This window comes from Desertimonas flava, assembly GCF_003426815.1.
Taxonomy (GTDB): domain Bacteria; phylum Actinomycetota; class Acidimicrobiia; order Acidimicrobiales; family Ilumatobacteraceae; genus Desertimonas; species Desertimonas flava.
This window is the reverse complement of record NZ_QKYK01000004.1, coordinates 100,072-121,133: the sequence shown is the minus strand read 5'-3', so window position 1 is coordinate 121,133 and position 21,062 is coordinate 100,072. Positions and strand designations below refer to the sequence as shown.

Genomic DNA, 21,062 nt, shown 5'->3' with positions numbered 1-21,062 from the left:
GGGAACCCGCACCGGCCCTCACAGTCGGAACCCCCCTACTTCTGCCGCACTCCCCGACGGTGAGCCGACCGTCGACACTCGTCGCGGCGACAGCGGTCGACCGGGCCGCAGCTTCCACGGGGCGCGACACTAAGGTCTGAGCTCGTGGGAGCCCTGCCGACGACAGGTCGCGAGCTCCGGGCGAGGCCGGACATGTTCGATGGCCTCATCGGGCGGGAGCGAGAGACGGCTGCACTCGACGACGCGCTCGCCGTTGTGCGCAGCGGTCAGCCACATGTCGTGCTGTTGCGTGGCGATCCGGGAGTCGGCAAGACCCGACTCCTCGACACGCTCCGCGCCCGTGCCAGGACCCAACGTGTCAGGGTCATGGCATCTCGCGCCGATGAGTTCGACAAGCGCGTGCCGTTGGCGCCGATCACGCTGGCGCTTCGTCCCGGACTTCGTGTCGAGGAGAGTCCCCGGGCGCGGCCCGCGACCACCCGACTGTTGGCGCTGTTGAGCGCTGGAGGCCGGCTGGCGATCGGCGATCACCGCCCCGCGGAGCTGCTGACCCTCCTTGCTGAGGTGCTGCACGATTGGGCCGACCGGGCTCCGCTGCTGCTCGCCATCGACGATGTGCACAGTGCTGACGCCGACAGCCTCGATGCACTGGGATATCTGGGGCGACACGTCGACGCCCGACTGCTCATCGCCATGACCACCCGGCGGCACGCGCCGGACGTCGACGTGATGGCAGCGAGCGCGATCGAGCGGATCGTCTCAGCGTCGCCGAGCACGGTGATCGACGTCGAACCGCTCGATGCCGACGAGCACGCGGCGTTGATCGCCGCGCACTGCGGGGCCGCACCGAGCCGCGAGTTGGCGAGCCGCATCTGGCAACGCACCCGCGGCAACCCGTTCTTCACGGTCGAGCTGCTCAGGTCCCTCGAGGAGCAGGATCTGCTCACGCGCGACGACGGCGGCGAGCTCACCGCGACCGCGGACGCATCGATGAGCGCGTCGGGCTCGGTGTCCGTTCTCCGTCGCGTCGCCAGCCTCGGCGATGACGCGGTCGTGGTGAGCCGGACCGTCGCCGTGCTGCCCACCGTGGACGTGTCCGACCTGCCGTGGGTGGTGGAGATCACCGGGCTCGACGCACCCGCTGTCGAGACGGCATTCGATCGGCTGGTGGAGGCGGGAATCCTCGCGGCGGCCGACGGCGGGTACGCATACGCCCATCCGATCGTGCGCGACACGATCTACGAGCAGTTGGGCCCGGCGGATCGCAGCCGCCTCCATCGCTCGGTGGCTGACCTCCGGATCGCCCAGCGCGAGCTCGGCCGCAACGTCAGGGTCGCCGACATCGCGCGTCACCTGCGCCTCGCGGGCACGGTCGACCCCACGACGAGCCAGATCTTCGCGGCCGCGGGCGACGAGGCGGCAGACCAGGCGCCCCGTGGTGCCGTCGAGTGGTATCGGGACGCGTTGACCATGATGCCGTCGGACGCACCCAACCGCGGGGCGGTGCTCTCCCGGCTCGCACGTGCGCTGCATCTCTCGTCACAGCATGGCGAGGCGGCTGACGCGGCCCGGCAAGCGCTCGCCCTGCTCCCATCCGGCCCCACGTTCGCCCGTACGGTCGAGCTGCTCTTCGTCGCGCTGCAGCGTGACGGCCGGTTCGCCGACGCGCTCGAGTTGGTGGACGAGTACGTGGGGGAGGAGATGCTCACGGCCCGGGTCGTCGCCCAGCGAGGTCAACTGCTGCTCTGGTTCGATCGTCTCGCCGAGGCCGAGACGAGTCTCGAGCGCGCCGGTGAGATGGCCGGTGACACGAGCGACTCGCTGGTCGACGGCGCCCGGCTCAACATGTACCTCACGACCGGCCGGACGGCAGAGGCCCAGGAGGTGTCGAGTCGTCTCGAGGCCATCGTGCGGGAGACCCAAGGTCTGCGCGCCACGGGCTCCCTCGTGGCGTTGGCATCGGCGGCGGCGTACAACGGCGAGCCGCGAGAAGCGGCGACGTGGCTGTCGGAGCTCGACGATGCGCACGTTCTGCCCGGAACGATTGTGGTCGCCCGGGTGCACGAGCGTTTCATGGCCGGCGCCTGGGACGAGGTTCTGGCGATCACAGAGAAGGCCGAGGTCGCCGGCGAGTGCGACGCCGCCCTTCGTCCGTTGTTGCTGTCGACCAGTGCGCACGTCCACGCCGAGCGGGGGGAACTGGCGGCCGCCCGGCGGGTCACCGACGAGATCGGCGTGGCGCCGGTGTTCCGGAGCACGACGCTGGCCGCATGTGCCCACGTGCACCTGATGGCGGGTGACCTCGACCAGGCTCGTGCCGAAGCCGGCCGGGCTCTGCGCCATCAACTCGCCATCGGCCGGATCGGCGACCTCGCGCGCAGCGCTTCACTGCTCGTGGACATCGAGCTCGCCGCCGGCCGCCGGGACGCCGCCCAGCGCGTCGTCGCCCAGCTCCGATCCGCCCAACCGGCGACGCCGAGCGCCCGCGAGCGGGTGCTCACCGCCCTCGCCGTGGCCGCCGCACATGAAGATGTCGACTCGGCGCGCACCGCAGCGACGCTCGCCGCGGAGCACGGCTTCGAGTTCGAACGAGCGCGAGGCCTGGTCGTCGCCGGAAGGCTCGACTCGGACGCCGACGCTCTCGTGGAGGCGGTGCACGTGTTCCGGCGGCTGCGGGTTCCCGCCCGCGAACGCGACGTCGCGCTGTTGCTGCGGCGCCTCGGCCGTCGGCTCCCGCGCGCGGATCGCACGGGCTCGGGGCTCACAGCGTCCGAACGGCGGCTCGCCGAGCTGGTCAGTTGGGGTCTCACCAATCGTCAGATCGCCGGCGAGCTCCATCTCAGCCACAAGACCGTCGAGGTCTACCTGAGCCGGCTCTACCGCAAGGTCGGCTGCGCGTCGCGCGTCGACCTGGCGATCGCCGTGAGATCGGGGCACATCTGAGTCACGGTGGGGCCGCTAGACCACTAGCAAAGTGTTGGGGGCTCCCTACTGCACTGGCTGCGACCGAAGGAGTTGACTGCAACCAGTCACTCAGAGGGGGTCTGTTTCCAATGTCTGTTGATCTCGCCACGCGTCACCGCCGCATGATTGCGGCAGTGGCGCTTCTCGCTGCGTCGTGCGGCGCCGCCGGGATGACTGCCGGCGCCGCGTCGCCGGCGACCACCGAGCCGACGGGCACGCTGCGAGTCGCCCCCAACACCAATCTCCAGACGTTCGATCCGGCGCGGGTTCAGAACGCGCAGCTCTTCTACCTGCAACCCGTGTACGACACACTGCTGCGTCTCGACGAGGAGAACACGCCCCAGCCCGGCGTCGCCGAGTCGTGGGAGTGGGACGGGACCACGGCCACCCTGAGCCTCCGCGAGGGGCCCGCCTTCGCCGACGGTACGGCGATCGACGCGGAAGCAGTGGTCGCCAACATCGAACGTTTCGCGACGGTGGGTGGCGCGGCGTTCGCGACGCTGTCGTCGGTGGAGGCGACGGACGATCGCACCGTCACGCTGACGTTCGACGGTCCGGCCCCGACGCTGCTCGTCGACCTCGCCCAGGCACCGGGGATGCTCGTCAATCCGTCATCGTTCGACGGGACGACGTTCGAGACCAGCCCGGGCGGGACGTCCGGCCCGTACGTGCTCGATCCCTCGACCAGCGCTGCTGGTGACCGCTTCGTCTACGTGCCGAGCGAGAACTACTGGGACGCGAGCCGACAGACCGTGGCCCGGCTCGAGATCGTTCCCATCACGGATGAGGCCGCCCGTGCCAACGCCCTGCAGAACGACGAGGTCGACGTGACGGTGCTCGGCGAGGCACAGGTCGATCAGTTCATCTCCCAGGGCTTCGAGACGTCGAGCACGCTCGGGTTCGTCTGGTATGCCGTGGTCCTCGACCGCGACGGGACCATGCTGCCGGCCCTCGCCGACGCCCGTGTCCGTCAGGCGATGGCGATGGCGATCGATCGGGAGGCCATCGCCGAAGGTGTCTTCTTCGGTCACGCCGAACCGACGACGCAGCCCTACCTCGATGGTGAGCTCGGGCATGTCGCGGCCCTCGACGACGCTCTCGCCTACGACCCCGATGCTGCACGGGCCCTGCTCGCCGAAGCCGGCTACGCCGACGGCTTCGAGCTCACCGTGCCGGCCATCCCGTCCACGCAGACCTTCGCCCAGGCCCTGGCCAACTACTGGAGCGAGATCGGCATCGACACCAGTGTCGAGCTCGTCCAGGCGGGCGGGATGGCCGAACAGGTCCGTTCCGGGGGGTATCCGGTGTTCGTCACCCCGACGCCCATTCCCGACCCCTCGAAGTGGCACCTCTGGCTGTGGACCGAAGATGCTCCGTACAATCTGGCGTGGGGTGTCGTCGACGAGGAGTTGGTGGACATGGCGAACGCGGCTGCGGCGCCGGTCGTCGCCGATGAGCGACAGGCGGCGTACGACGTTCTGTTCGGCAGGGTGGTGGGCGACGGCATCATCGTGTCGGTGGTCCGCGGTGAGCAGATCGCGCTGTACGCGGACGACGTCTCGGACGTCGTGTGGCACACCGGTGAGTTCTTCCCAGACCCTGTCGGGATCGGGGTCGGCACCTGACGTCGGGCATGCCCGCGCTCGTCGTTCGCCGGTTGCTGGCGATCGTCCCGCTCCTGTTCGTCGTCAGCATCGTCGCGTTCCTGTCGCTCCAGTTGCTGCCCGGCGACCCGGTGCTCGTCCGGCTCGGGGCCGAGAACGCCACCGCTGAGCAGTATGCGGCGCTCGAGAAGGAGTTGGGCCTCGACCGTCCCGTCCCGGTGCAGTACGCCCGTTGGCTGGGCGGGGCTCTCCGGGGCGACTTCGGGATCTCGCTGTCCAACGGTCAGGAGGTGAGCGAGGCCGTGTGGGCTCGCATGCCGGTGACGCTGTCGGTCGCGACCGGTGCGATCCTGGTCAGCATCGTGGTCGGCATCGGCGCCGGAGTGATCGGCGGTGCCACCGCCGGTTCGCCCGTCGACCGCGGCGTCACCTTCGGCGCCACCGTGGGGCTGGCCGTGCCCCATTTCTGGGCGGCGATCCTGCTCGTGCGTCTCTTCAGCTTGACGCTCGGCTGGTTTCCCGCCACGGGCTACACGGCCTTGACGGAGTCTCCGGGGCAGTGGTTCCGGTCGATCGCGCTGCCGTGCATCGCGCTCGGGCTGTCCTCTGCCGCGGTCGTCGCTCGCCAGACCCGCAGCGGACTCGCCGCCGCCCTCCAGTCCGATTATGCCCGCACCGCCGTCGCCAAGGGTGCCGGTCCGGTCCGTGTCGTCGTCCGTCACGCCCTCAAGAACGCCTGCATCCCGGTGGTCACCGTCGTCGCGTTCCAGTTCACGGCGTTGCTCGGTGGCGCACTCGTGGTGGAACAGGTCTTCAACCTGCCCGGATTGGGTTCGCTCGCGGTGCGCTCGGTCCGAGAGAGCGACGTCACGATGATGCAGGGCGTCGTCATGTACACCGCGCTCGTCGTCGTGGTGGTCAATCTGCTGACCGACGTGTGCTACGGCCTGCTCGACCCGCGGGTGCGAGTGGCATGACGTCCGGCCGGGCGGCATGCGCTCGCGGGGGAGCAGACCTGTGACGGTCGCGCAGATCGAGCCGGCGCCCGCACTCTCGGCGCGCCGACGCACCCTCGGTCGGCTGCTCAGCCGGCGGGACGCCACGGTGGCCGCGGCCTTCCTCGTCGCGCTCGTTGCGGTCTCCATCGTCGGACCGTTCCTGGTCGCTCATGATCCAGGCCAGCAGGACCTGCGCGCCGTGCTCTCGTACCCCTCCCGAGAGCACTGGCTGGGGACGGACAACCTCGGCCGTGACATCCTCAGCCGGCTGGTCTCCGCAACGCGAGTTGCGCTGACCTCGTCGCTCGAAGCGGTGGCGATCGCCGCCGGTGTCGGCATCCCCATCGGGATGTTCATCGGATATCGGGGCGGATGGTGGGATCGGATCGTCATGCGGATCGTCGAAGGTGTGGTCGCCATCCCCGGTCTGGTGCTGGCGATCTGTGTGCTGGCCGTCCTCGGCGCCGGCCTCACCAACGCCATGCTGGCCATCGGCCTCGTGTTCGCCATGTCGTTGCTCCGGCTCACGAGGGCCGCAGTCCTCGCCGCACGCGAGCACCTGTACGTGGTCACGTCCCAGGTGATCGGGACAAAGGACCGGGTGATCATGTTCCGTCACGTCCTGCCCAACGTCGCGGCGCCCCTGATCGTCCAGGTCACCCTGGCGTTCGGCGCCGCGCTCTTGGCCGAGGCCGGTCTCAGCTTCCTCGGGCTCGGTGTCCAGCCACCCCAGGCGAGCTGGGGGAGCATGCTCGCCGAGAGCGCACCGTTCGCCGTCCGCAACTGGTTCATCCCCTTGCCGCCCGGGCTCGCGATCGCCTTCACCGTGCTGTCGGTCAACGTGCTCGGCGATGCGGTTCGGGATTCGGTGGGCCGTGGGGTCGAAGGCGGTTCGCTCCGTCCCGTGCAGGTGCGCCTGCGGGGAGGCGGTCAGGCGCTCGTCTCCGGCCCAGAAGTGCCGCCCGATGAACGCGTGTCCGAGTCCACCCCCACTCTGGACGTCAGGGATCTCTGGGTGACCTTTCGCTCGCCGCGAGGCGACGACGTCGCGGCGGTCAGCGGCGTCTCGTTCAGCATCGGCCCGGGTGAGACCTTGGGACTCGTCGGAGAGTCGGGCTGTGGCAAGAGCGCCACGGCGTTGGCGATCGCAGGGCTGTTGCCCGCTGGGTCGACGGCCACCGCCGCGAGCGTCAGCCTGCAAGGCACGGAACTGGTCACGTTGTCGGCGCGCGAGATGCGTGGCGTGCGTGGTGCCCAGATCGGGATGGTCTTCCAGGACCCCATGAGCAGTTTGAATCCGGCTCTGACGGTCGGGGCGCAGCTTCGTGAGGCGATCCGGCTGCACGGGGACACGACACGGAGAGCGGCCTCGGCGCGCGCGCTCGAGCTCACCGAGATGGTCCACATTCCGGGGCCGGCACGCGTGCTCGCCTCGTACCCCCACGAGCTGTCCGGCGGTATGGCCCAGCGGGTCATGATCGCCATGGCCCTGTCGTGCCGGCCGAGCCTGCTGATCGCCGACGAGCCGACCACGGCCCTCGACGTGACGGTTCAAGGTCAGGTGATCGACCTGCTCCGCGAGGTCCAGGCCGAGCTCGGCACGAGCATCCTCTTCATCACGCACGATCTCGGTGTGGTGGCCGACGCGTGTGATCGCGCGGCCGTGATGTATGCCGGAGAGCTGGTCGAGTCCGCCGATGTCACGACGCTCCTCCGGTCGCCACGGCATCCCTACACGGCGGCGCTCATCGAGTCGCGGCCGATGCGGGATCGCAAGGGTGAACGGCTGGCCGCGATCCCCGGGTCCGTTCCGGCTCCGGGGACCTGGGGTGCCGGGTGTCGGTTCCTCGACCGCTGCCCCTCGGTCGCCGACCGTTGTGAGGCCGCGCAGTCGCTGGTGGACCTGGGTGATCGCCACCAGGCCCGTTGTTGGCGGGCCGTCGCGGACCAGCCCGTCGCAGCCCCCACGCGGGACGCATCGTGACACTCCTCGACGTCGACGCGCTCTCGGTGGAGTTCCGCACGAGACGGTCCCTCGGTCGCCGCGACGTGGTGGCCGCGGTGCGCGACGTCTCGTTCCAGATCGCTCCTGGTGAGACGCTCGGCCTGGTGGGGGAGTCGGGCTCGGGTAAGTCGACGATCGGTCGGGCGGTCCTTCACCTCCTTCGGCCCCGGTCCGGCACCATCACGTTCTCGGGCCGCGATCTGACCGCCATCCGCGGCCGGCTGCCGGCCGAACTCCGGCGAGCGATTCAAGCGGTGTTCCAGGATCCGTACTCGTCGCTCGATCCGACGAAGGTGATCGCCGACCTGGTGGCCGAACCCCTCGTCACCCATCTCGGTCTCGGCCGCAGCGAGCGCCGAGAGCGAGCGGCGCACGCGCTCGAGCGGGTTGGTCTCGAGCGACGTCATCTCGAGCGGTATCCGTACGAGCTCTCTGGTGGTCAGCGGCAGCGGGTCTGCATCGCCCGAGCGTTGTTGAGCGAGCCGTCCCTGATGGTGCTCGACGAACCGGTCAGTGCGCTGGACGTATCGACCCAGAGCCAAGTCATCAACCTCCTCGCCGATGTGCAAGCGGACTCCGGCGTCGGCTACCTCTTCATCGCCCACGACCTCACGGTCGTGCGTCACCTGAGCCATCGCATCGCTGCGCTGTACCGGGGGCGCGTCGTCGAGGACGGCGGTGCCGCACGGGTCGCCGATCAGCCCGCCCATCCCTACACGCAGGCGCTCGTGGCGTCGGTCCCGGTGCCTGATCCCGTCGTGCAGACGCGCCGGCGCGAGCTGCGCCGCCGTCTGTTGGCGGCGGCACCCCAGCGAGCGGCCGAGCCCGCCGACGGCTGTCCATTCGCGCCCCGATGCTCCTACGCGTTCGAACCCTGCTGGAGCACCTTTCCGGTCGCGACCCCAGTGGTCGGAGGCGGCCACGTCCGATGTCACCTCTACGACCAGACGGCGACGACGCCACAGCCGATCGCGACCGGGCTGGGGATGGAGGCGTCGCTGACATCGCTCGAACCATGACCGACTCGCGCGTCCGCGTCGTCGCCAGCGGGTTCTCGTTCCTCGAATCGCCGAGATGGCACGACGGCCGGCTCTGGCTCTCGGACCTGTTCACCGGGCTCGTGCATCGCCTCGATCCCGAGGGCTCGGTGGTCGACGTGTGTCAACTTGCAGGACGACCATCGGGCCTGGGATTCGTCGACGGGGCGTTGCTGGTGGTGTCGATGACCGATCGGCGGGTTCTCCGGTGGGCAGGTGACGCCCTCGCGGTCGCGGCCGACCTGTCCTCGCTCGTCGACCATCCCCTCAACGATCTCCTGGTCACGCCGACCGGCGCGTTCGTAGGCAGCTTCGGCTTCCCGCTCGAACTCTCCAGCCCGCTGGCGAGCACCGGCCTGTGGCGGGTGTCGCGAGACGGGTCGGTCGACCTGGCGGCGACCGATCTCGTCTTCCCGAACGGGATGGCCCTGTCCCAGGACGGAACGACGCTGCTCGTCGCCGAGACGTTCGCCTCGCGCATCACGGCGTTCGATGTCTCGGCTCGCGGCTCGTTGTCGGGCCGTCGGACGTGGGCTCGGTTCGACGATGCGGCGGCGGCCACCGTGGGAGACGCCATCGCCGGAGGTGCCGTGCTCCCCGACGGGATCGCGCTCGACGCGTCGGGTGCCGTCTGGGTTGCAGACGCCGGTGGCGGAGGCGCGATGCGGGTGGCGCCCGGCGGCGCAGTTCTCGACGTCGTCGACCTCGGCGAGCTGACGGCGTTCGCGGTCACGCTCGGCGGGCCGGACCTGCGCACCTTGTACCTCTGCGCCGGTCCGCCACTCGGCAACGGGAAGACGGCGGACCGGCGCGACGGGGTACTCCTCGCGGTCAGCGTCGAGGTGCCCGGGATCGACGCCGGCAGACTCTGATCTCTCGGGGGAGCGCGACCACGAAATCCCGTGCACGGGTGGCTCTGAGACGACAACATCACCGGGTCGCCGGATCCACGCAGGAGTACCACCACGATGCAACGCGATGTCGAGTTCGACGCCGACGGAGTGACGCTGCGCGGCTGGCTCTTCACGCCGGACGAGGGGACCGGTCCGTTCCCGACGGTGATCATGGCCCACGGAATCTCCTGCGTGAAGGAGATGTACCTCGACGACTTCGCCCGGGTGTTCGCCGCCGCCGGTCTCGCCTGCGTCGTCTACGACAACCGCTGCTTCGGTGCGAGCGACGGCGAGCCTCGCCAGGAGCTCGACCCGTGGGCGCAGATCCGTGACTATCGCAACGCCTGCACGTTCGCCGAGACGCTCGAAGAGGTCGACAACGACCGGATCGGGTTCTGGGGGGTCAGCTACGGAGGCGGCAACGCGATCGTCGCCGCGGCGCTCGACCGGCGGTGCAAGTGCGTCGTGTCGCTGATCCCGATGGTGTCGGGCTACCGGCAGTTCCGTCGCTTCCTCCAGCCGCACTTGGCGCCGATGATCCGTGCCGCGTTCGACGGCGACCGGCGGGCGAGGTTCGCCGGCGCCGCGCCCCAGATGATCCCGCTCGTCGCCGAGCGGCCGTTCGACCCCTACGTCGTGCTGCCGCAGCAGGAGTCGTACGACTTCTTCACGTCGACCCACGCCGAGCGGGCGCCCGCCTGGCGCAACGAGCTGACGTTGCGCTCGGCCGAGATGGCGAGCGAGTACGAGGCGGGGATGTTCCTCGACCGGGTGAGTCCGACGCCGCTGCAGATGATCGTGATGACCAACGATCTCGTCACGCTCGCCGACGATGCGATCGAGTTCTACGCCCGGGCGCTCGAGCCGAAACAGCTTGTGCTGCTGCCCGGGAACCACTACGACGCGTACCGGGAATCGTTCGACCTGACGAGCGCGGCGAGCCGCGACTGGTTGGTCAAGCACCTCATCGGGACGTGATCGGGCCGACCGGTGGATGAACAGACAGGAGAGCGCGGATGAGCAACGTGGCGATGATCACCGGAGCCTCGTCGGGGATCGGTGAGGAGTTCGCGCGCCAACTGGCGGCGCGCGGGCACGATCTGGTGTTGGTGGCGAGACGGGCCGACCGGCTCGAGCGCCTGGCGGCGGAACTCCCGACCAAGGTGCACGTGTTGCCGTGCGATCTCGGCGCCGACGCCGCGGCGCTTCCCGCGCGTGTCGAGGCGCTCGGCGTGGACGTCGATCTGCTCGTCAACAACGCCGGGTTCGGCAACCACGACCGCTTCTGGAAGATCCCGGAGGGCCGCGATGCCGCCCAGGTGCGGCTCAACTGCGAGGCCGTCGTCACGCTCAGCAGAGCGTTCCTCCCGGCGATGGTCGACCGTGGCGCCGGTGGCATCATCAACCTCTCGTCCATCTTCGGGTTCCAGCCGATGCCGTACGAGGCGGTGTACGGAGCGTCGAAGGCCTTCCTGCTCAGCTTCAGCGCCGCCCTGCGCGTCGAGCTGAAGGGGTCTGGGGTGCGCGTGCTCGCCGTCTGTCCCGGACCCGTGGCCACCGAGTTCCAGGAGACGGCCGGAGTGGGCGGGATCAAGCTCGTCGGCAAGATCCCCGTCGAGCGGGTGGTGGAGCAGGCGCTGCGCGCCTACGACCGCGACGCCGGCTCGATCGTCCCTGGCGGGGCGATCCGCTGGTTCACCAGGGCGCAGCGTCTGATGCCGCAGTCGCTCACGCTGCGCATGTCCGAGAAGTTCGGCCGGCCGGAGAAGCTGCGCAAGTCGTAACCGCGAGCGACCGGCGGCGTCCCGCGTCAGGGGCGGAGGTCGAACAGCTCGCCCACCGATGCGCCGAAGTAGGTGTCGCCGGCGAGGCGCAGCCGGCCGGCGCGAAACAGCTCGATCGGGTCGGTGCCGCTGGCCAGCTGCACGAAGTCGAGGGCCTCGAGGGAGATCGTCACCCGGGGACGGGTGTCGACCCGGCGCCCGGTGGTGCACGTCCCGGCGCCGAAGGTGGCGTACCACGTCTCGACGGCCGACCCGGTCCGGATGTCGAAGCGGATCACCCCGCGTGCCTTGCGGCCGGCGGGGCTGAGGAGCTCGGGCATGCGCCGGAAGACCTGACCGATCACGGCGCCGCTCGCCGGCCGTCGCGTCGCCATGCGCAGGATCGGTCGCGGCGTGCGCCGGGCCACGCTGACGAGGGTCGTCGCCTTCATCGGGCGCCGGTGCTGGGCGGGGCCATCAGGCACGCCAGGCCCAGTCCGATGATGCCCGCCGTGATCATCACGCCGAGCCAGATCGAGATGCCCCAGGCCAGGCCGGCGCCGAGCACCTCGAGGGCGAGGAGATACCCCCCGATCGACAGTGGCGGCACCAATGCCCCGATGGCGCGGAACTGCCACGGACGTGACGGCAACGCCGGTTGCAGCCGGGCGATCAGCACGTCGATCACCGCGCCGGCCACCACGAGCCCGGCGACGAGCTCGATGTCGCGGAACTCCGTCGGGATGCTGGCCACGAGGCCGTAGAGGCCGAAGATCACGGCAACCGCGCCGGGCGGCGGGGACCACCGACGAACCAGGAACAGCACCGGCGCGACGAGCGTGATCGACAGCAGCAGGAACGAGGCCACCGAGTGGTTCAGCGTGTGGAAGTAGTACGGGAAGCTCGAGTCGCCGAGGTTGCGCACGGCGACGTCGAGGCCGACGTGGCCCGGACCGAGGTCCCCGGCCGGATAGGCGTCGTCGAAGCGGGTGAGTTGCTGCTGGAACGCCGGCGTCGGTGCGAGGTTGTTCCACAGCGGCGACAGGTGCGTCAGGGCATAGGTGGCCGTGCTCATGATGAGCGCCAGCGACCCGACGACCGGCACCGCGCTGCGGGCGTCGAGTGGACCGTCATGGCGATACCAGCTCGACACGAGCGGCGCCGTCACCACCAGCGTCCCGCCGAGGAACAGCAGCTGGTGGGGCGGGCTCCAGAAGGCGTTGACCTGATCCTCGAACCCGAAGATGGCATGCCAGATGTAGTCACCGATGCCGCCGACGCCGGCAAGGGCGAGCCCCACCATGCCGATGCCGTAGCCGCGAGGGATGGCAGCCAGATTGAGCGCCTTGAACCCGGGCTGCTGACGCCGCAGCACGATGAGCCCGATCCAGTAGCCGACGGCGCCGAGCGCGACGTACAGCAGGATGTGCGGCGGGCTCCAGAAGCCGTCGCTCGCGATCGCCTTGCCGTTGTGGCGCCACGAGTCCCAGTACATCGCCGCAGCGCCGATGGCGCCGATGCCGACCGTGACGACGTCGTCGGACCAGCCGGCCAGCGTGCGCTGTCCGCGCCACTCGATCGTCAGCGGCCCGACCCGCCGGGCGCTCCAGACGCGCTCGGTGGTGTCGGGTCCTTCGATCGCCGTCATCGCCGGCGCCGCTTCCGGGTCGCGTACGCACCCATCGGACCGACGGTCTAGTGGTTCGAGTGCTCGCGTGCAGCCGAATTAGCGGCCGTCGACCGGGGTCGATCCACACAGCAGCGTCGGGTGCAGGGGGAATTCGGATGCACTGGCTCTCGGCGAGGGATACGTTCGCCCCCATGCCGTCGGGGATCCTGCCTGTTCCGCATCGGCCGTTGCGTCTCGATGGCGAGACGATCTTCGACGTCACCACGAGTGACGGTCGGGACATTCGCCTGACCCGCTTCCCGGCCGGCAACAAGGGCCCGGTCGTGCTCGCGCCCGGGTACGGGACGTCGACGCTCGCCTGGACGATCGACACGGTCGAGACCAACTTCCCCGAATACCTCGCCGAGCACGGCTACGACATCTGGCTGCTCGACTACCGCGCCAGCCCGATGCTGCCGGCCGCGTCGACCGACTACACGATGGACGACATCGCGACGCGGGACTGGCCGGCGGCGATCGCCAAGGTGCTCGAGGTGACCGGGGCCGAGTCGGTGCAGGTGGTGCCGCACTGCATGGGCTCGCTGACGTTCCTGATGGCGATGACGACCGGCATGTCGGGCGTGCGCTCGGCAGTGTGCTCGCAGCTCGGTCTGCACCCGATCCCCGTGGCGATCAACCGCATGAAGGCGCAGAGCCGCATGGCCGCCCTGCTGCACGGCGTCGGGATCGAGCGGCTCACCACGACGTTTCACAGCTCGGCGTTCGAGGACCGGGCACTGGAACGGGTGATGAAGCACTGGCCGACGCGGGAGAAGTGTGACAGCGAGGTCTGCCATCGCATCCTGTTCATCTACGGCGAGGTCTTCGACCACGATCAGCTGAACGAGGCGACCCACGACGCGATCGTCCACATCTTCGGCAAGACGCGGCTGACGGCGTTCAAGCACATCACGGCGATGATCCGCAAGGGGCACGTCGTCGATGCCGCCGGCCAGGACGTCTACATGCCGCACCTCGACCGCGTGGCGATCCCGATCACGTTCCTGCACGGCGAGCACAACCGGATGTTCATCCCGCGCTCCACCGAGCTCACCTACGACGCGTTGCGGGCCGTGAACGGTGACGACCTCTACCGCCGGACGGTCATTCCGGGCTATGCGCACATGGACTGCTGGATCGGCGAGGGGGCGGCGGTCGACGTGTTCCCACTCGCGCTCGAGGAGCTGGAACGGTTCAACTGATGGACGACATGCGGGTGGACGAGGCGGGAACCGACACTGCGGACGCCGCCGGGGCGGCCGATCATGCCGGCCTCCGCGACCTGTTCAGCTACCCCCTCATCGATGCCGTCCGGGAGCGGCGCACGCGGCGCGTGGCCCGCGGCGTCTCGATCGAGGCCGGGCCGCTCAGTCACCACAGTACGAGCGAGCCCGAGCCGCTCAGCCCGCTCGAGGAGGCGATCCTGATCGCGTCGATCGGGACCACCGGGGCCGTGCTGCACGACGGTCCTTTGACGAAGCCGGGCGGCGCCGACGAGCTGGGCAGCCCGTTCCTCAACGTCGTCGCCGGCGGGGCGTCGAGCGCCGACAACGCCCAGGCGACGCATTTCTTCATGATCAACGACGAGGGCGTGTGGTTGATCCGCCGGCTGCGCGGCCGCGAGGCCGCCGACTTCCTCCGCGACTTCCCGGCGCGGTGGGCCGACCGCACCGAGGCCGACTGGGTGGCCGCCGCCGACCACGTGAAGCGCAGGGTGTACGCCGACCGCATGTCGTTCCCCCGGGAGTGGCCCTACTACCTCGGCTGGAACGCCCAGCACTCGAACGCACCGGGCACGACGTGCTTCCTGCCCGTCGTCGACAACACCCGCCAGTACATCAACGCCATGTTGATCCTGGCGAGCGAGCCGGCCGGGAAGGCCCCGCTGTTCATCGACGACTTCCGGACGTTCCATCCGCGCACCCTCACCGACTGGCTCGCCTGGGCGGCGATGAACCTGCGGCTCGTCGAGCGCATCCCGTACCAACCGATCGGCGGCGTCAAGCGGGTCCGCGAGGGTCGCTTCACCAAGGACGTCCCGGCGCCCCTCGGATTCGTCGGCAGCGCCCGTACCGACCACGAGGCGTTCCTCGGCCTGCAGACCCTGCTGCTGACGGGTGAGGCGCTCGGCCTCGGCGGCTGGATCCACTCGTGCCCGCTGCCGCCGTACGTGATGCAGCGCGACGAGTCGGCAGGGCTGCTCGGGCTCGGGTTCCGCGAGCATGGCCCGAAGCTGTCGCGGTGGCGGCGCTGGCCGCCGACACCGGCGTCCCAGCCCAACTACGTCGGGATCGACGGGGTTCTCCAAGGGCTCTGTCCCCCGTACGTGTCGTCGATGGACGAAGCGGTCGACATGGTGCTCGAGGAGAAGTACGGCAACGGTGGCGCCTACGCCGACGCCGAGGTGTTCGCCACGCGCTATCGCGATCGGGCCGACGCCGAGGCCTATCTCCGCCTCCAGGCGCCGCACCCGCGCGAAGCGGTCGCCTACACCAAGGAGATCTGCTCGTACATCTACGACACGTACGGTCGCTTCCCGGCCCACACCGACGCCTGGAACCTGCCGGGCATCTGGGCACAGTTCTCACACGTCGAGCTGCCGTACTACGAGCGGTTCGCCGCGCCCGAACACGTTCGGCGCCAGCGGGAGACGGCCGAGATCTGGGGGAGGTCCACCGGGTGACGGCGTCGCCGGAGCGCTTCGACGCGATCGTGATCGGCTCCGGCTTCGGCGGGGCGGTCACCGCGTACCGACTCGCCGAGGCGGGGAAGCGGGTGTGTGTGCTCGAGCGGGGCAGGGCGTATCCGCCGGGCTCGTTCGCCCGCACGCCGAGTCAGATGCGCACGAACTTCTGGGACCCCACCAAGGGGCTGTACGGACTGTTCGATCTCTGGTCCTTTCATGGCCTCAACGCGCTCGTGTCAAGCGGGCTCGGCGGCGGCTCGCTGATCTACGCCAACGTGCTGCTGCGCAAGGACGAGCGCTGGTTCGTCACCGAGGATCTCGACAACGGCGGCTTCGAGCACTGGCCGGTGACACGGGACGACCTCGACCCGCACTACGACCGCGTCGAGGCGATGATCCGCCCCCAGCTCTATCCGCTCGAGCACGAGCCCTACGCCTCGACGCCGAAGACCCAGGAGTTCAGGCGGGCGACGGAAGCGATCGGACTCGCCTGGTTCCGCCCGCCGTTGGCGGTGGCCTTCGCCAGCGACGGCGACGATCCCGTGCCGGGTGAGCGGGTCCACGAGGCGCACCCGAACCTGCACGGCCGATCCCGCCACACCTGCCGACTCTGCGGCGAGTGCGACATCGGCTGTAACTACGGCAGCAAGAGCTCGCTCGACTTCAACTACCTGACCGAGGCGAAGCGGCTCGGCGCCGAGCTGTGGACCCGCTGCGAGGTGCGCAAGCTGGCGCCCGAACCTGGTGGTGGCTACCGCGTCAACTACGTGCGCTACGACGAAGCCGACGAGCGCGAGGGCCGCCCGACCGACATCTTCGACCCGGAGGTGTTCCGCCATGAGCTCGTCGCCGACCGGGTGATCCTCGCCGGCGGGACGTTGGGCACCGTCCGTCTGCTGTTGCGCAACCGGGCCGCGTTCCCACTGATGAGCGATCAGCTGGGCAACCGCTTCTGCGGGAACGGCGACCTGCTCACCTTCGCTCACGGGGCATCTCACACGGACGGCACGACGCGTCGGCAGCGGCGCATCGATCCCTCGTTCGGCCCGGTCATCACCAGCGCGGCCCGCGTCCCCGACGAGCTCGACGGCGGCGAGGGCCGCGGGCTCTACGTCGAGGACGCCGGCTTCCCGGCCATCGCCACGTGGCTCCTCCAGCTCGCCGAAGGGCCCGGTGACCTGTGGCGCTGGCGGCGCGAGGCGTTCCGGTTCGCCCGCGAACGAATGCGGCCGGGCTACCGGCACACCGGGCGCAGCGCCGCCTTCGCCGGCCTGATGGGCACGGCCCAGCTGTCCAGCAGCCTGCTGCCGCTGCTCTCGATGGGGCGCGACGTCGCCGACGGCCGCATGTACCTGCGCGACAACCACCTGCAGGTCGACTGGCGCAAGGGCAGCGCCAAGCGCGCCGGCCGGCGCGGCCGTTCGGGGCCCTACTTCGATCGCGCCCGCGGGATCAGCAAGCAGATCGCCGACGAGCTCGGCGCGACGCTGCGGGACAACCCGATCTGGTTCATGCGGCGGGTGATCACCGTCCATCCGCTCGGCGGGTGTTCGATGGCGACCGATCCCCGGCATGGCGTGGTCGACCCGTGGGGCCGGGTGTTCGGGTACCCGGGCCTGTACGTCGCCGACGGCTCGGTGATGCCCGGTCCGGTCGGGGCCAATCCGTCGTTGACGATCGCGGCTCTCGCCGACCGCTTTGCCGATGGCATCCTCGCGGAGAAGGCAAGCTGAGACTTCGATGACGGGGACGACGACCACGGCCGCCAGCGTGCGGTTCACCGAGGAGATGCAGGGTCACCTCGCGTTCGGCGAGGAGGACTACGAGCGCGGCCACGAGCGCGGCGTCGCAGCGAAGACCTCGCTGCTGTTCCACCTGACGATCGAGACCCCGCCCATCGACGAGTTCGTGGCCGATGCGACCCACGAGGCCGCGGCCACCGGCTGGATCCGCTGTGAGGCGCTCGGCGGCAAGCGTCCCGTCGAGCAGGGTCGCTTCCACCTCTTCGTCGCCACCGAGCGCCGGGGCGAGCGGCGCATGCGCTACCGCCTCCACTTCCGCGACGGCGTCGGGTCGCCGTTGACGCTCGTCGGCCACAAGGTGATCGCCGACGATCCCGGCTTCGATCTCTGGCCCGACACGACCACGCTGTTCACGCGGTTGCTGTCGGGCCACGTGGAGGCCGATGGCGACGAGGCCGCACCGATCATCGCCTCGGGGATCCTGCGGATCACCCCCCGCTCCTTCGCCCGACAGCTCACCACGTTCCGCGCGCGGGGTGCCGGTGCCGCCGGCAACGTCGGGGCGCTGCTGCGCTTCAATCGCCTCTTCCTCGGCGAGCTGTGGCGGGTGTACGGCAAGCCGCGACGCCGGGAGCCGGCGGCGTGAGCACGCGGCGACTGAATCGCATCGCCTGGGGCACCAAGGCGCTCGGCGGATTGTCCGTGGGCACGGTCGGCGTGCTCCTGGGCGCCGAGACGGTGCGCGTCTGGCGCCTCGGCAAGATGCCGGTGATCTACGGCGAGGACGACACCGACGGTCGCATCCCGCTGCGGCGGGTGCCGGCCGTCCTTTACGAGGGCTACAAGGTCAGCTCTACACGCGAGAACGCGATCTTGAACATGGTCGCCTCGTTCGTCACCACGTTCGCCATCACTCGCGGGATCACCCACGCCATCCGCGCCCGCGGTGGACTCGGCCCGATCCGCAACCTCGTCGCCGGCGGTCGCCACATCCACCACCTCGTCCCCGGCACGGTGCTCAGCCTGCTCAGCGGCGGCTCGGCGATCAGCCTGTCGCGCGACTCGCGCAACCGCTGGCTGGCGATCCCGTTCGGCATCGGCAGCGCGCTCGTGCTCGACGAGGCCGCCCTCCTGCTGTCCTTGGACGACGTCTACTGGTCCGAGGAAGGCAAGCTCAGCGTGCAGATCGCCTTCGCCACGATGGGCCTGCTGGGGGCGATCGGCTACGCCATCCAGGTCCACCGCCGCGGAGAGCCCGGCACCGAGTTCGACTGGCGCGCCGCGGCCAAGGCCTTCCAGGACCTCCAGCTCACACCCGGCTCCACGTCACGCTCGCTGCTCGGAGTCGACCGATGAGCGGACCCGCCGGAAACCCGAACAGCCCGGCGAGCGTCGGCCAACGCTTCGGCGACTACGTGGTCACCGGACTGCTCGGCGAAGGCGGGGTCGGGTTCGTCTACCGCGCCGAGGACGAGTCCGGCTGTGCCGTCGCGCTCAAGGTGGTCAAGCCGGACCTCGCCGACGACATGACGTTCCGCCGCCGCTTCAACCGTGAGGCCCGCATCGCCCAGGGCATCGAACACGACCACGTCGTGCCCGTGCTGGCCACCGGTGAGCAGGACGGAACGCCCTACATGGTGCAACGGCTGATCGGCGGGGGCACGCTCGCCCAGCGCATCGAGCGCGAGCGCCGCCTCGACGCGTCGACGACGGTGCGGATCTGCCGCCAGGTGGCCAGCGGGCTCGACGCGATGCACGCCGCCGGCATCGTCCACCGCGACGTCAAGCCGGCCAACATCCTCCTCGACGCCGGACCAGCCGACACCGCCTACATCGCCGACTTCGGTCTCGTGAAGGAGACCAATGGGACGCTGCTGACGGCCGCCGGACAGGCGCTCGGCACCATCGACTACATCTCGCCGGAACAGATCCGCGGCGACGCGGTCACGCCGGCCACCGACGTCTACGCCCTCGGCTGTGTGGCCTACGCCTGCATCACCGGGGCGCCGCCCTTCGCCGACCGCAAGGGGATGAAGGTGCTGTGGGCCCACCTCCAGGATGCTCCCGAGGACCCGTCCACCCGCGTCCCCGACGTTCCCGCCGATCTCGGTCACGCCATCCTCATGGCCCTGGCGAAGGACCCCGACCGCCGCCCACAGAGCGCCGGGATGTTCGGACAGCTGCTCCGGCTCGGCTCCCGACTCGACTGAACCGGACGGCCCGGCCCCAACCACAAGTACTGTTCGCGACGATGACCGATCGGGACGCCGTTGCCGCCGCCCTCCCGGGCTACGACATCGGTGATGAGCTGGGCCGCGGGGGATGGGGCGTCGTGTTGGCCGGGCGGCACACACGCCTCGGCCGTGACGTCGCGATCAAGCAGCTGCCCCCTGCCTTCGCCAGCGACCCCGATGTCCGCGCCCGGTTCGCCGCCGAGGCCCGGCTGCTGGCGTCGCTCGACCACCCGCACATCGTCCCGGTGTACGACTACGTCGAGCGCGACGGCCTGTGCCTGCTGGTGATGGAGCAGCTGTCGGGCGGCACGGCGTGGACCCGGTTCACGTCCGAGGGGCTCGATGCGCGCTCGACGTGCGGCATGGTGCTCTGCACGGCGGTGGCGCTCGAGTACGCCCACAGCCACGGCGTGCTGCACCGCGACATCAAGCCGGAGAACCTGCTGTTCACCGGCGATCTTGCTCAGGTGAAGGTGGCCGACTTCGGCATCGCCCGCGTCATCGCCGGTGGGCGGACGATGGCCACGGCGGCCGGTGAGGTGCTCGGGACGCCGGCCTACATGGCGCCCGAGCAGGCGACCGGCGGACCGGTCACGCCGGCGACCGATGTCTACGCCCTCGGCGTCACGCTCTACGAGCTGCTGTCGGGCACGCTGCCGTTCCCCCGCGGGGAGTCGGCGCTCGCCGTGCTCTATCAGCGGGTGCACACGTCGCCGACCCCGCTCCCGTCCGTCGCGCCGACCGTCCCCGACCGCATCGCCGAACTGGTGATGTGGGCGCTGATGACCGATCCCGAGCACCGGCCTCCGACCGCCCACGCCTTCGCCATGGAGCTGGCCGAGCGGGCGACCGACGTATTCGGACGCGGCTGGTTGGCGCGCACGGGATTGCGCGCGTCGCTCGGCGGTCAGGTCGCCGCCCTCACCGAGCACGTGGCCGCGGTGACCCCGCCGCCTTCGGTCGGCGGTCCCGTTCGTCCCGAGCGGGTGACGCGTGCCGTCGGGCCCCCGCCCGCCGACCCGGCGACGCTGCTGCCGGTGGCCGAGAACGCCGAGGACAGCCGGCAGGAGCACCTCCGGGAACTGCGGCTCCTCCTCGGCCGCGCCACCACGACCGAGGCCCGGCGCCTCGCCAGCGAGATCGAGCGCGCCGAGTCGACGGCCCACGAGCTGCGCGAGCTGGCGCTCCTCCGCAAGTTGCGATCCGGCGAGCTGACGTTGCCGCCCGACGACCAGGCCGAGGTCGAGCGGCTGATCGGCGGCGCCGGCACCACGGCGGCCGACCGCCTCGGGCTCGAGGCCGACGCATCGGCCGACGAACTGCGCGCGGCTGCCGAGGCCGTCATCGAGCGCTGGAAGCGCCGGGCCGAGCACCCGCTGACGTCGCGTGCGGTCGCCGCTGCGGCCGGAGACGTCGTGCGGACGTGCGAGGGCCTGTTGTCCGATCTCTCTCGCAGCACTCGTTGAC

17 protein-coding genes are annotated in these 21,062 nt (G+C 70.3%); 15 read left to right on the top strand and 2 right to left on the bottom strand.

All coding sequences use genetic code 11. The annotated features are described in order from the left end of the window. Positions 1 to 192: 192 nt before the first annotated feature. From DN771_RS07210 to DN771_RS07175, 8 genes are all read left to right on the top strand, one after another. Positions 193 to 2,943 carry a helix-turn-helix transcriptional regulator gene (locus DN771_RS07210; protein ID WP_116996675.1) on the top strand — a complete coding sequence of 917 codons (2,751 nt, stop codon included), beginning with the start codon at positions 193 to 195 and terminating at the stop codon, positions 2,941 to 2,943. 155 nt (positions 2,944 to 3,098) lie between these two features. Then, a complete protein-coding gene (locus tag DN771_RS07205) occupies positions 3,099 to 4,589 on the top strand; it encodes an ABC transporter substrate-binding protein (RefSeq protein ID WP_162941660.1) in 1,491 nt (496 codons plus the stop codon). 8 nt (positions 4,590 to 4,597) lie between these two features. Then, the gene (locus tag DN771_RS07200) at positions 4,598 to 5,545 is read left to right on the top strand and encodes an ABC transporter permease (RefSeq protein WP_116996673.1); all 948 of its coding nucleotides are present in this window, start codon (positions 4,598 to 4,600) and stop codon (positions 5,543 to 5,545) included. A gap of 40 nt (positions 5,546 to 5,585) precedes the next feature. Next, on the top strand, positions 5,586 to 7,550 hold the full coding sequence (locus DN771_RS07195) for a dipeptide/oligopeptide/nickel ABC transporter permease/ATP-binding protein (protein WP_116996672.1): 1,965 nt from the start codon (positions 5,586 to 5,588) through the stop codon (positions 7,548 to 7,550). Further along, positions 7,547 to 8,590, top strand: a complete 1,044-nt coding sequence (locus DN771_RS07190) for an oligopeptide/dipeptide ABC transporter ATP-binding protein (protein ID WP_205528463.1) — start codon at positions 7,547 to 7,549, stop codon at positions 8,588 to 8,590. Before DN771_RS07195 ends, DN771_RS07190 begins: the two co-directional genes overlap by 4 nt. Continuing rightward, complete coding sequence (locus DN771_RS07185) at positions 8,587 to 9,480, top strand: SMP-30/gluconolactonase/LRE family protein (RefSeq protein WP_162941659.1); 894 nt, start codon at positions 8,587 to 8,589, stop codon at positions 9,478 to 9,480. Before DN771_RS07190 ends, DN771_RS07185 begins: the two co-directional genes overlap by 4 nt. 96 nt (positions 9,481 to 9,576) lie before the next feature. Further along, entirely contained in the window at positions 9,577 to 10,479 is a 903-nt protein-coding gene (locus tag DN771_RS07180; protein WP_116996670.1) for an alpha/beta hydrolase, read from the top strand. Positions 10,480 to 10,517: 38 nt separating this feature from the next. Then, positions 10,518 to 11,285 carry an SDR family NAD(P)-dependent oxidoreductase gene (locus DN771_RS07175; protein ID WP_116996669.1) on the top strand — a complete coding sequence of 256 codons (768 nt, stop codon included), beginning with the start codon at positions 10,518 to 10,520 and terminating at the stop codon, positions 11,283 to 11,285. Between the two features lie 26 nt (positions 11,286 to 11,311). Here the strand turns inward: DN771_RS07175 and DN771_RS07170 are convergent, their stop codons facing one another. Both DN771_RS07170 and DN771_RS07165 read right to left on the bottom strand, forming a co-directional pair. Next, positions 11,312 to 11,716, bottom strand: coding sequence for an SCP2 sterol-binding domain-containing protein (locus tag DN771_RS07170; protein WP_116996668.1), 405 nt, complete (start codon positions 11,714 to 11,716; stop codon positions 11,312 to 11,314). Further along, positions 11,713 to 12,912: a hypothetical protein gene (locus DN771_RS07165; RefSeq protein WP_116996667.1), complete on the bottom strand. Its 1,200-nt coding sequence runs from the start codon at positions 12,910 to 12,912 to the stop codon at positions 11,713 to 11,715. Before DN771_RS07165 ends, DN771_RS07170 begins: the two co-directional genes overlap by 4 nt. A 173-nt stretch (positions 12,913 to 13,085) precedes the next feature. Between DN771_RS07165 and DN771_RS07160 the strand changes: the two genes are divergently transcribed. The 7 genes from DN771_RS07160 to DN771_RS07130 are packed head-to-tail and all read left to right on the top strand — an operon-like array spanning position 13,086 to position 21,061. Beyond that, positions 13,086 to 14,135, top strand: coding sequence for an alpha/beta hydrolase (locus DN771_RS07160; RefSeq protein WP_162941658.1), 1,050 nt, complete (start codon positions 13,086 to 13,088; stop codon positions 14,133 to 14,135). Beyond that, entirely contained in the window at positions 14,135 to 15,616 is a 1,482-nt protein-coding gene (locus DN771_RS07155; RefSeq protein WP_205528462.1) for a hypothetical protein, read from the top strand. Before DN771_RS07160 ends, DN771_RS07155 begins: the two co-directional genes overlap by 1 nt. Next, the gene (locus DN771_RS07150) at positions 15,613 to 17,352 is read left to right on the top strand and encodes an FAD-dependent oxidoreductase (RefSeq protein WP_116996665.1); all 1,740 of its coding nucleotides are present in this window, start codon (positions 15,613 to 15,615) and stop codon (positions 17,350 to 17,352) included. Before DN771_RS07155 ends, DN771_RS07150 begins: the two co-directional genes overlap by 4 nt. A gap of 7 nt (positions 17,353 to 17,359) precedes the next feature. Further along, positions 17,360 to 18,007, top strand: a complete 648-nt coding sequence (locus tag DN771_RS07145) for a hypothetical protein (protein WP_116996664.1) — start codon at positions 17,360 to 17,362, stop codon at positions 18,005 to 18,007. Continuing rightward, on the top strand, positions 18,004 to 18,717 hold the full coding sequence (locus DN771_RS07140) for a hypothetical protein (RefSeq protein WP_162941657.1): 714 nt from the start codon (positions 18,004 to 18,006) through the stop codon (positions 18,715 to 18,717). The genes DN771_RS07145 and DN771_RS07140 overlap by 4 nt, the downstream gene beginning before the upstream one ends. After that, positions 18,714 to 19,571 carry a serine/threonine-protein kinase gene (locus DN771_RS07135; RefSeq protein WP_116996662.1) on the top strand — a complete coding sequence of 286 codons (858 nt, stop codon included), beginning with the start codon at positions 18,714 to 18,716 and terminating at the stop codon, positions 19,569 to 19,571. Before DN771_RS07140 ends, DN771_RS07135 begins: the two co-directional genes overlap by 4 nt. 41 nt (positions 19,572 to 19,612) lie before the next feature. Continuing rightward, entirely contained in the window at positions 19,613 to 21,061 is a 1,449-nt protein-coding gene (locus DN771_RS07130) for a serine/threonine-protein kinase (RefSeq protein WP_116996661.1), read from the top strand. Position 21,062 lies beyond the last annotated feature (1 nt).

Excerpts from the sequence above, each read along its gene's own strand:
- DN771_RS07210 (WP_116996675.1), top strand. The coding sequence starts at position 193 with ATGTTCGATGGCCTCATCGGGCGGGAGCGAGAGACGGCTGCACTCGAC.
- DN771_RS07200 (WP_116996673.1), top strand. The coding sequence starts at position 4,598 with ATGCCCGCGCTCGTCGTTCGCCGGTTGCTGGCGATCGTCCCGCTCCTG.
- DN771_RS07185 (WP_162941659.1), top strand. The coding sequence starts at position 8,587 with ATGACCGACTCGCGCGTCCGCGTCGTCGCCAGCGGGTTCTCGTTCCTC.
- DN771_RS07180 (WP_116996670.1), top strand. The coding sequence starts at position 9,577 with ATGCAACGCGATGTCGAGTTCGACGCCGACGGAGTGACGCTGCGCGGC.
- DN771_RS07175 (WP_116996669.1), top strand. The coding sequence starts at position 10,518 with ATGAGCAACGTGGCGATGATCACCGGAGCCTCGTCGGGGATCGGTGAG.
- DN771_RS07170 (WP_116996668.1), bottom strand. The coding sequence starts at position 11,716 with ATGAAGGCGACGACCCTCGTCAGCGTGGCCCGGCGCACGCCGCGACCG.
- DN771_RS07165 (WP_116996667.1), bottom strand. The coding sequence starts at position 12,912 with ATGACGGCGATCGAAGGACCCGACACCACCGAGCGCGTCTGGAGCGCC.
- DN771_RS07160 (WP_162941658.1), top strand. The coding sequence starts at position 13,086 with ATGCCGTCGGGGATCCTGCCTGTTCCGCATCGGCCGTTGCGTCTCGAT.
- DN771_RS07155 (WP_205528462.1), top strand. The coding sequence starts at position 14,135 with ATGGACGACATGCGGGTGGACGAGGCGGGAACCGACACTGCGGACGCC.
- DN771_RS07145 (WP_116996664.1), top strand. The coding sequence starts at position 17,360 with ATGACGGGGACGACGACCACGGCCGCCAGCGTGCGGTTCACCGAGGAG.
- DN771_RS07135 (WP_116996662.1), top strand. The coding sequence starts at position 18,714 with ATGAGCGGACCCGCCGGAAACCCGAACAGCCCGGCGAGCGTCGGCCAA.
- DN771_RS07130 (WP_116996661.1), top strand. The coding sequence starts at position 19,613 with ATGACCGATCGGGACGCCGTTGCCGCCGCCCTCCCGGGCTACGACATC.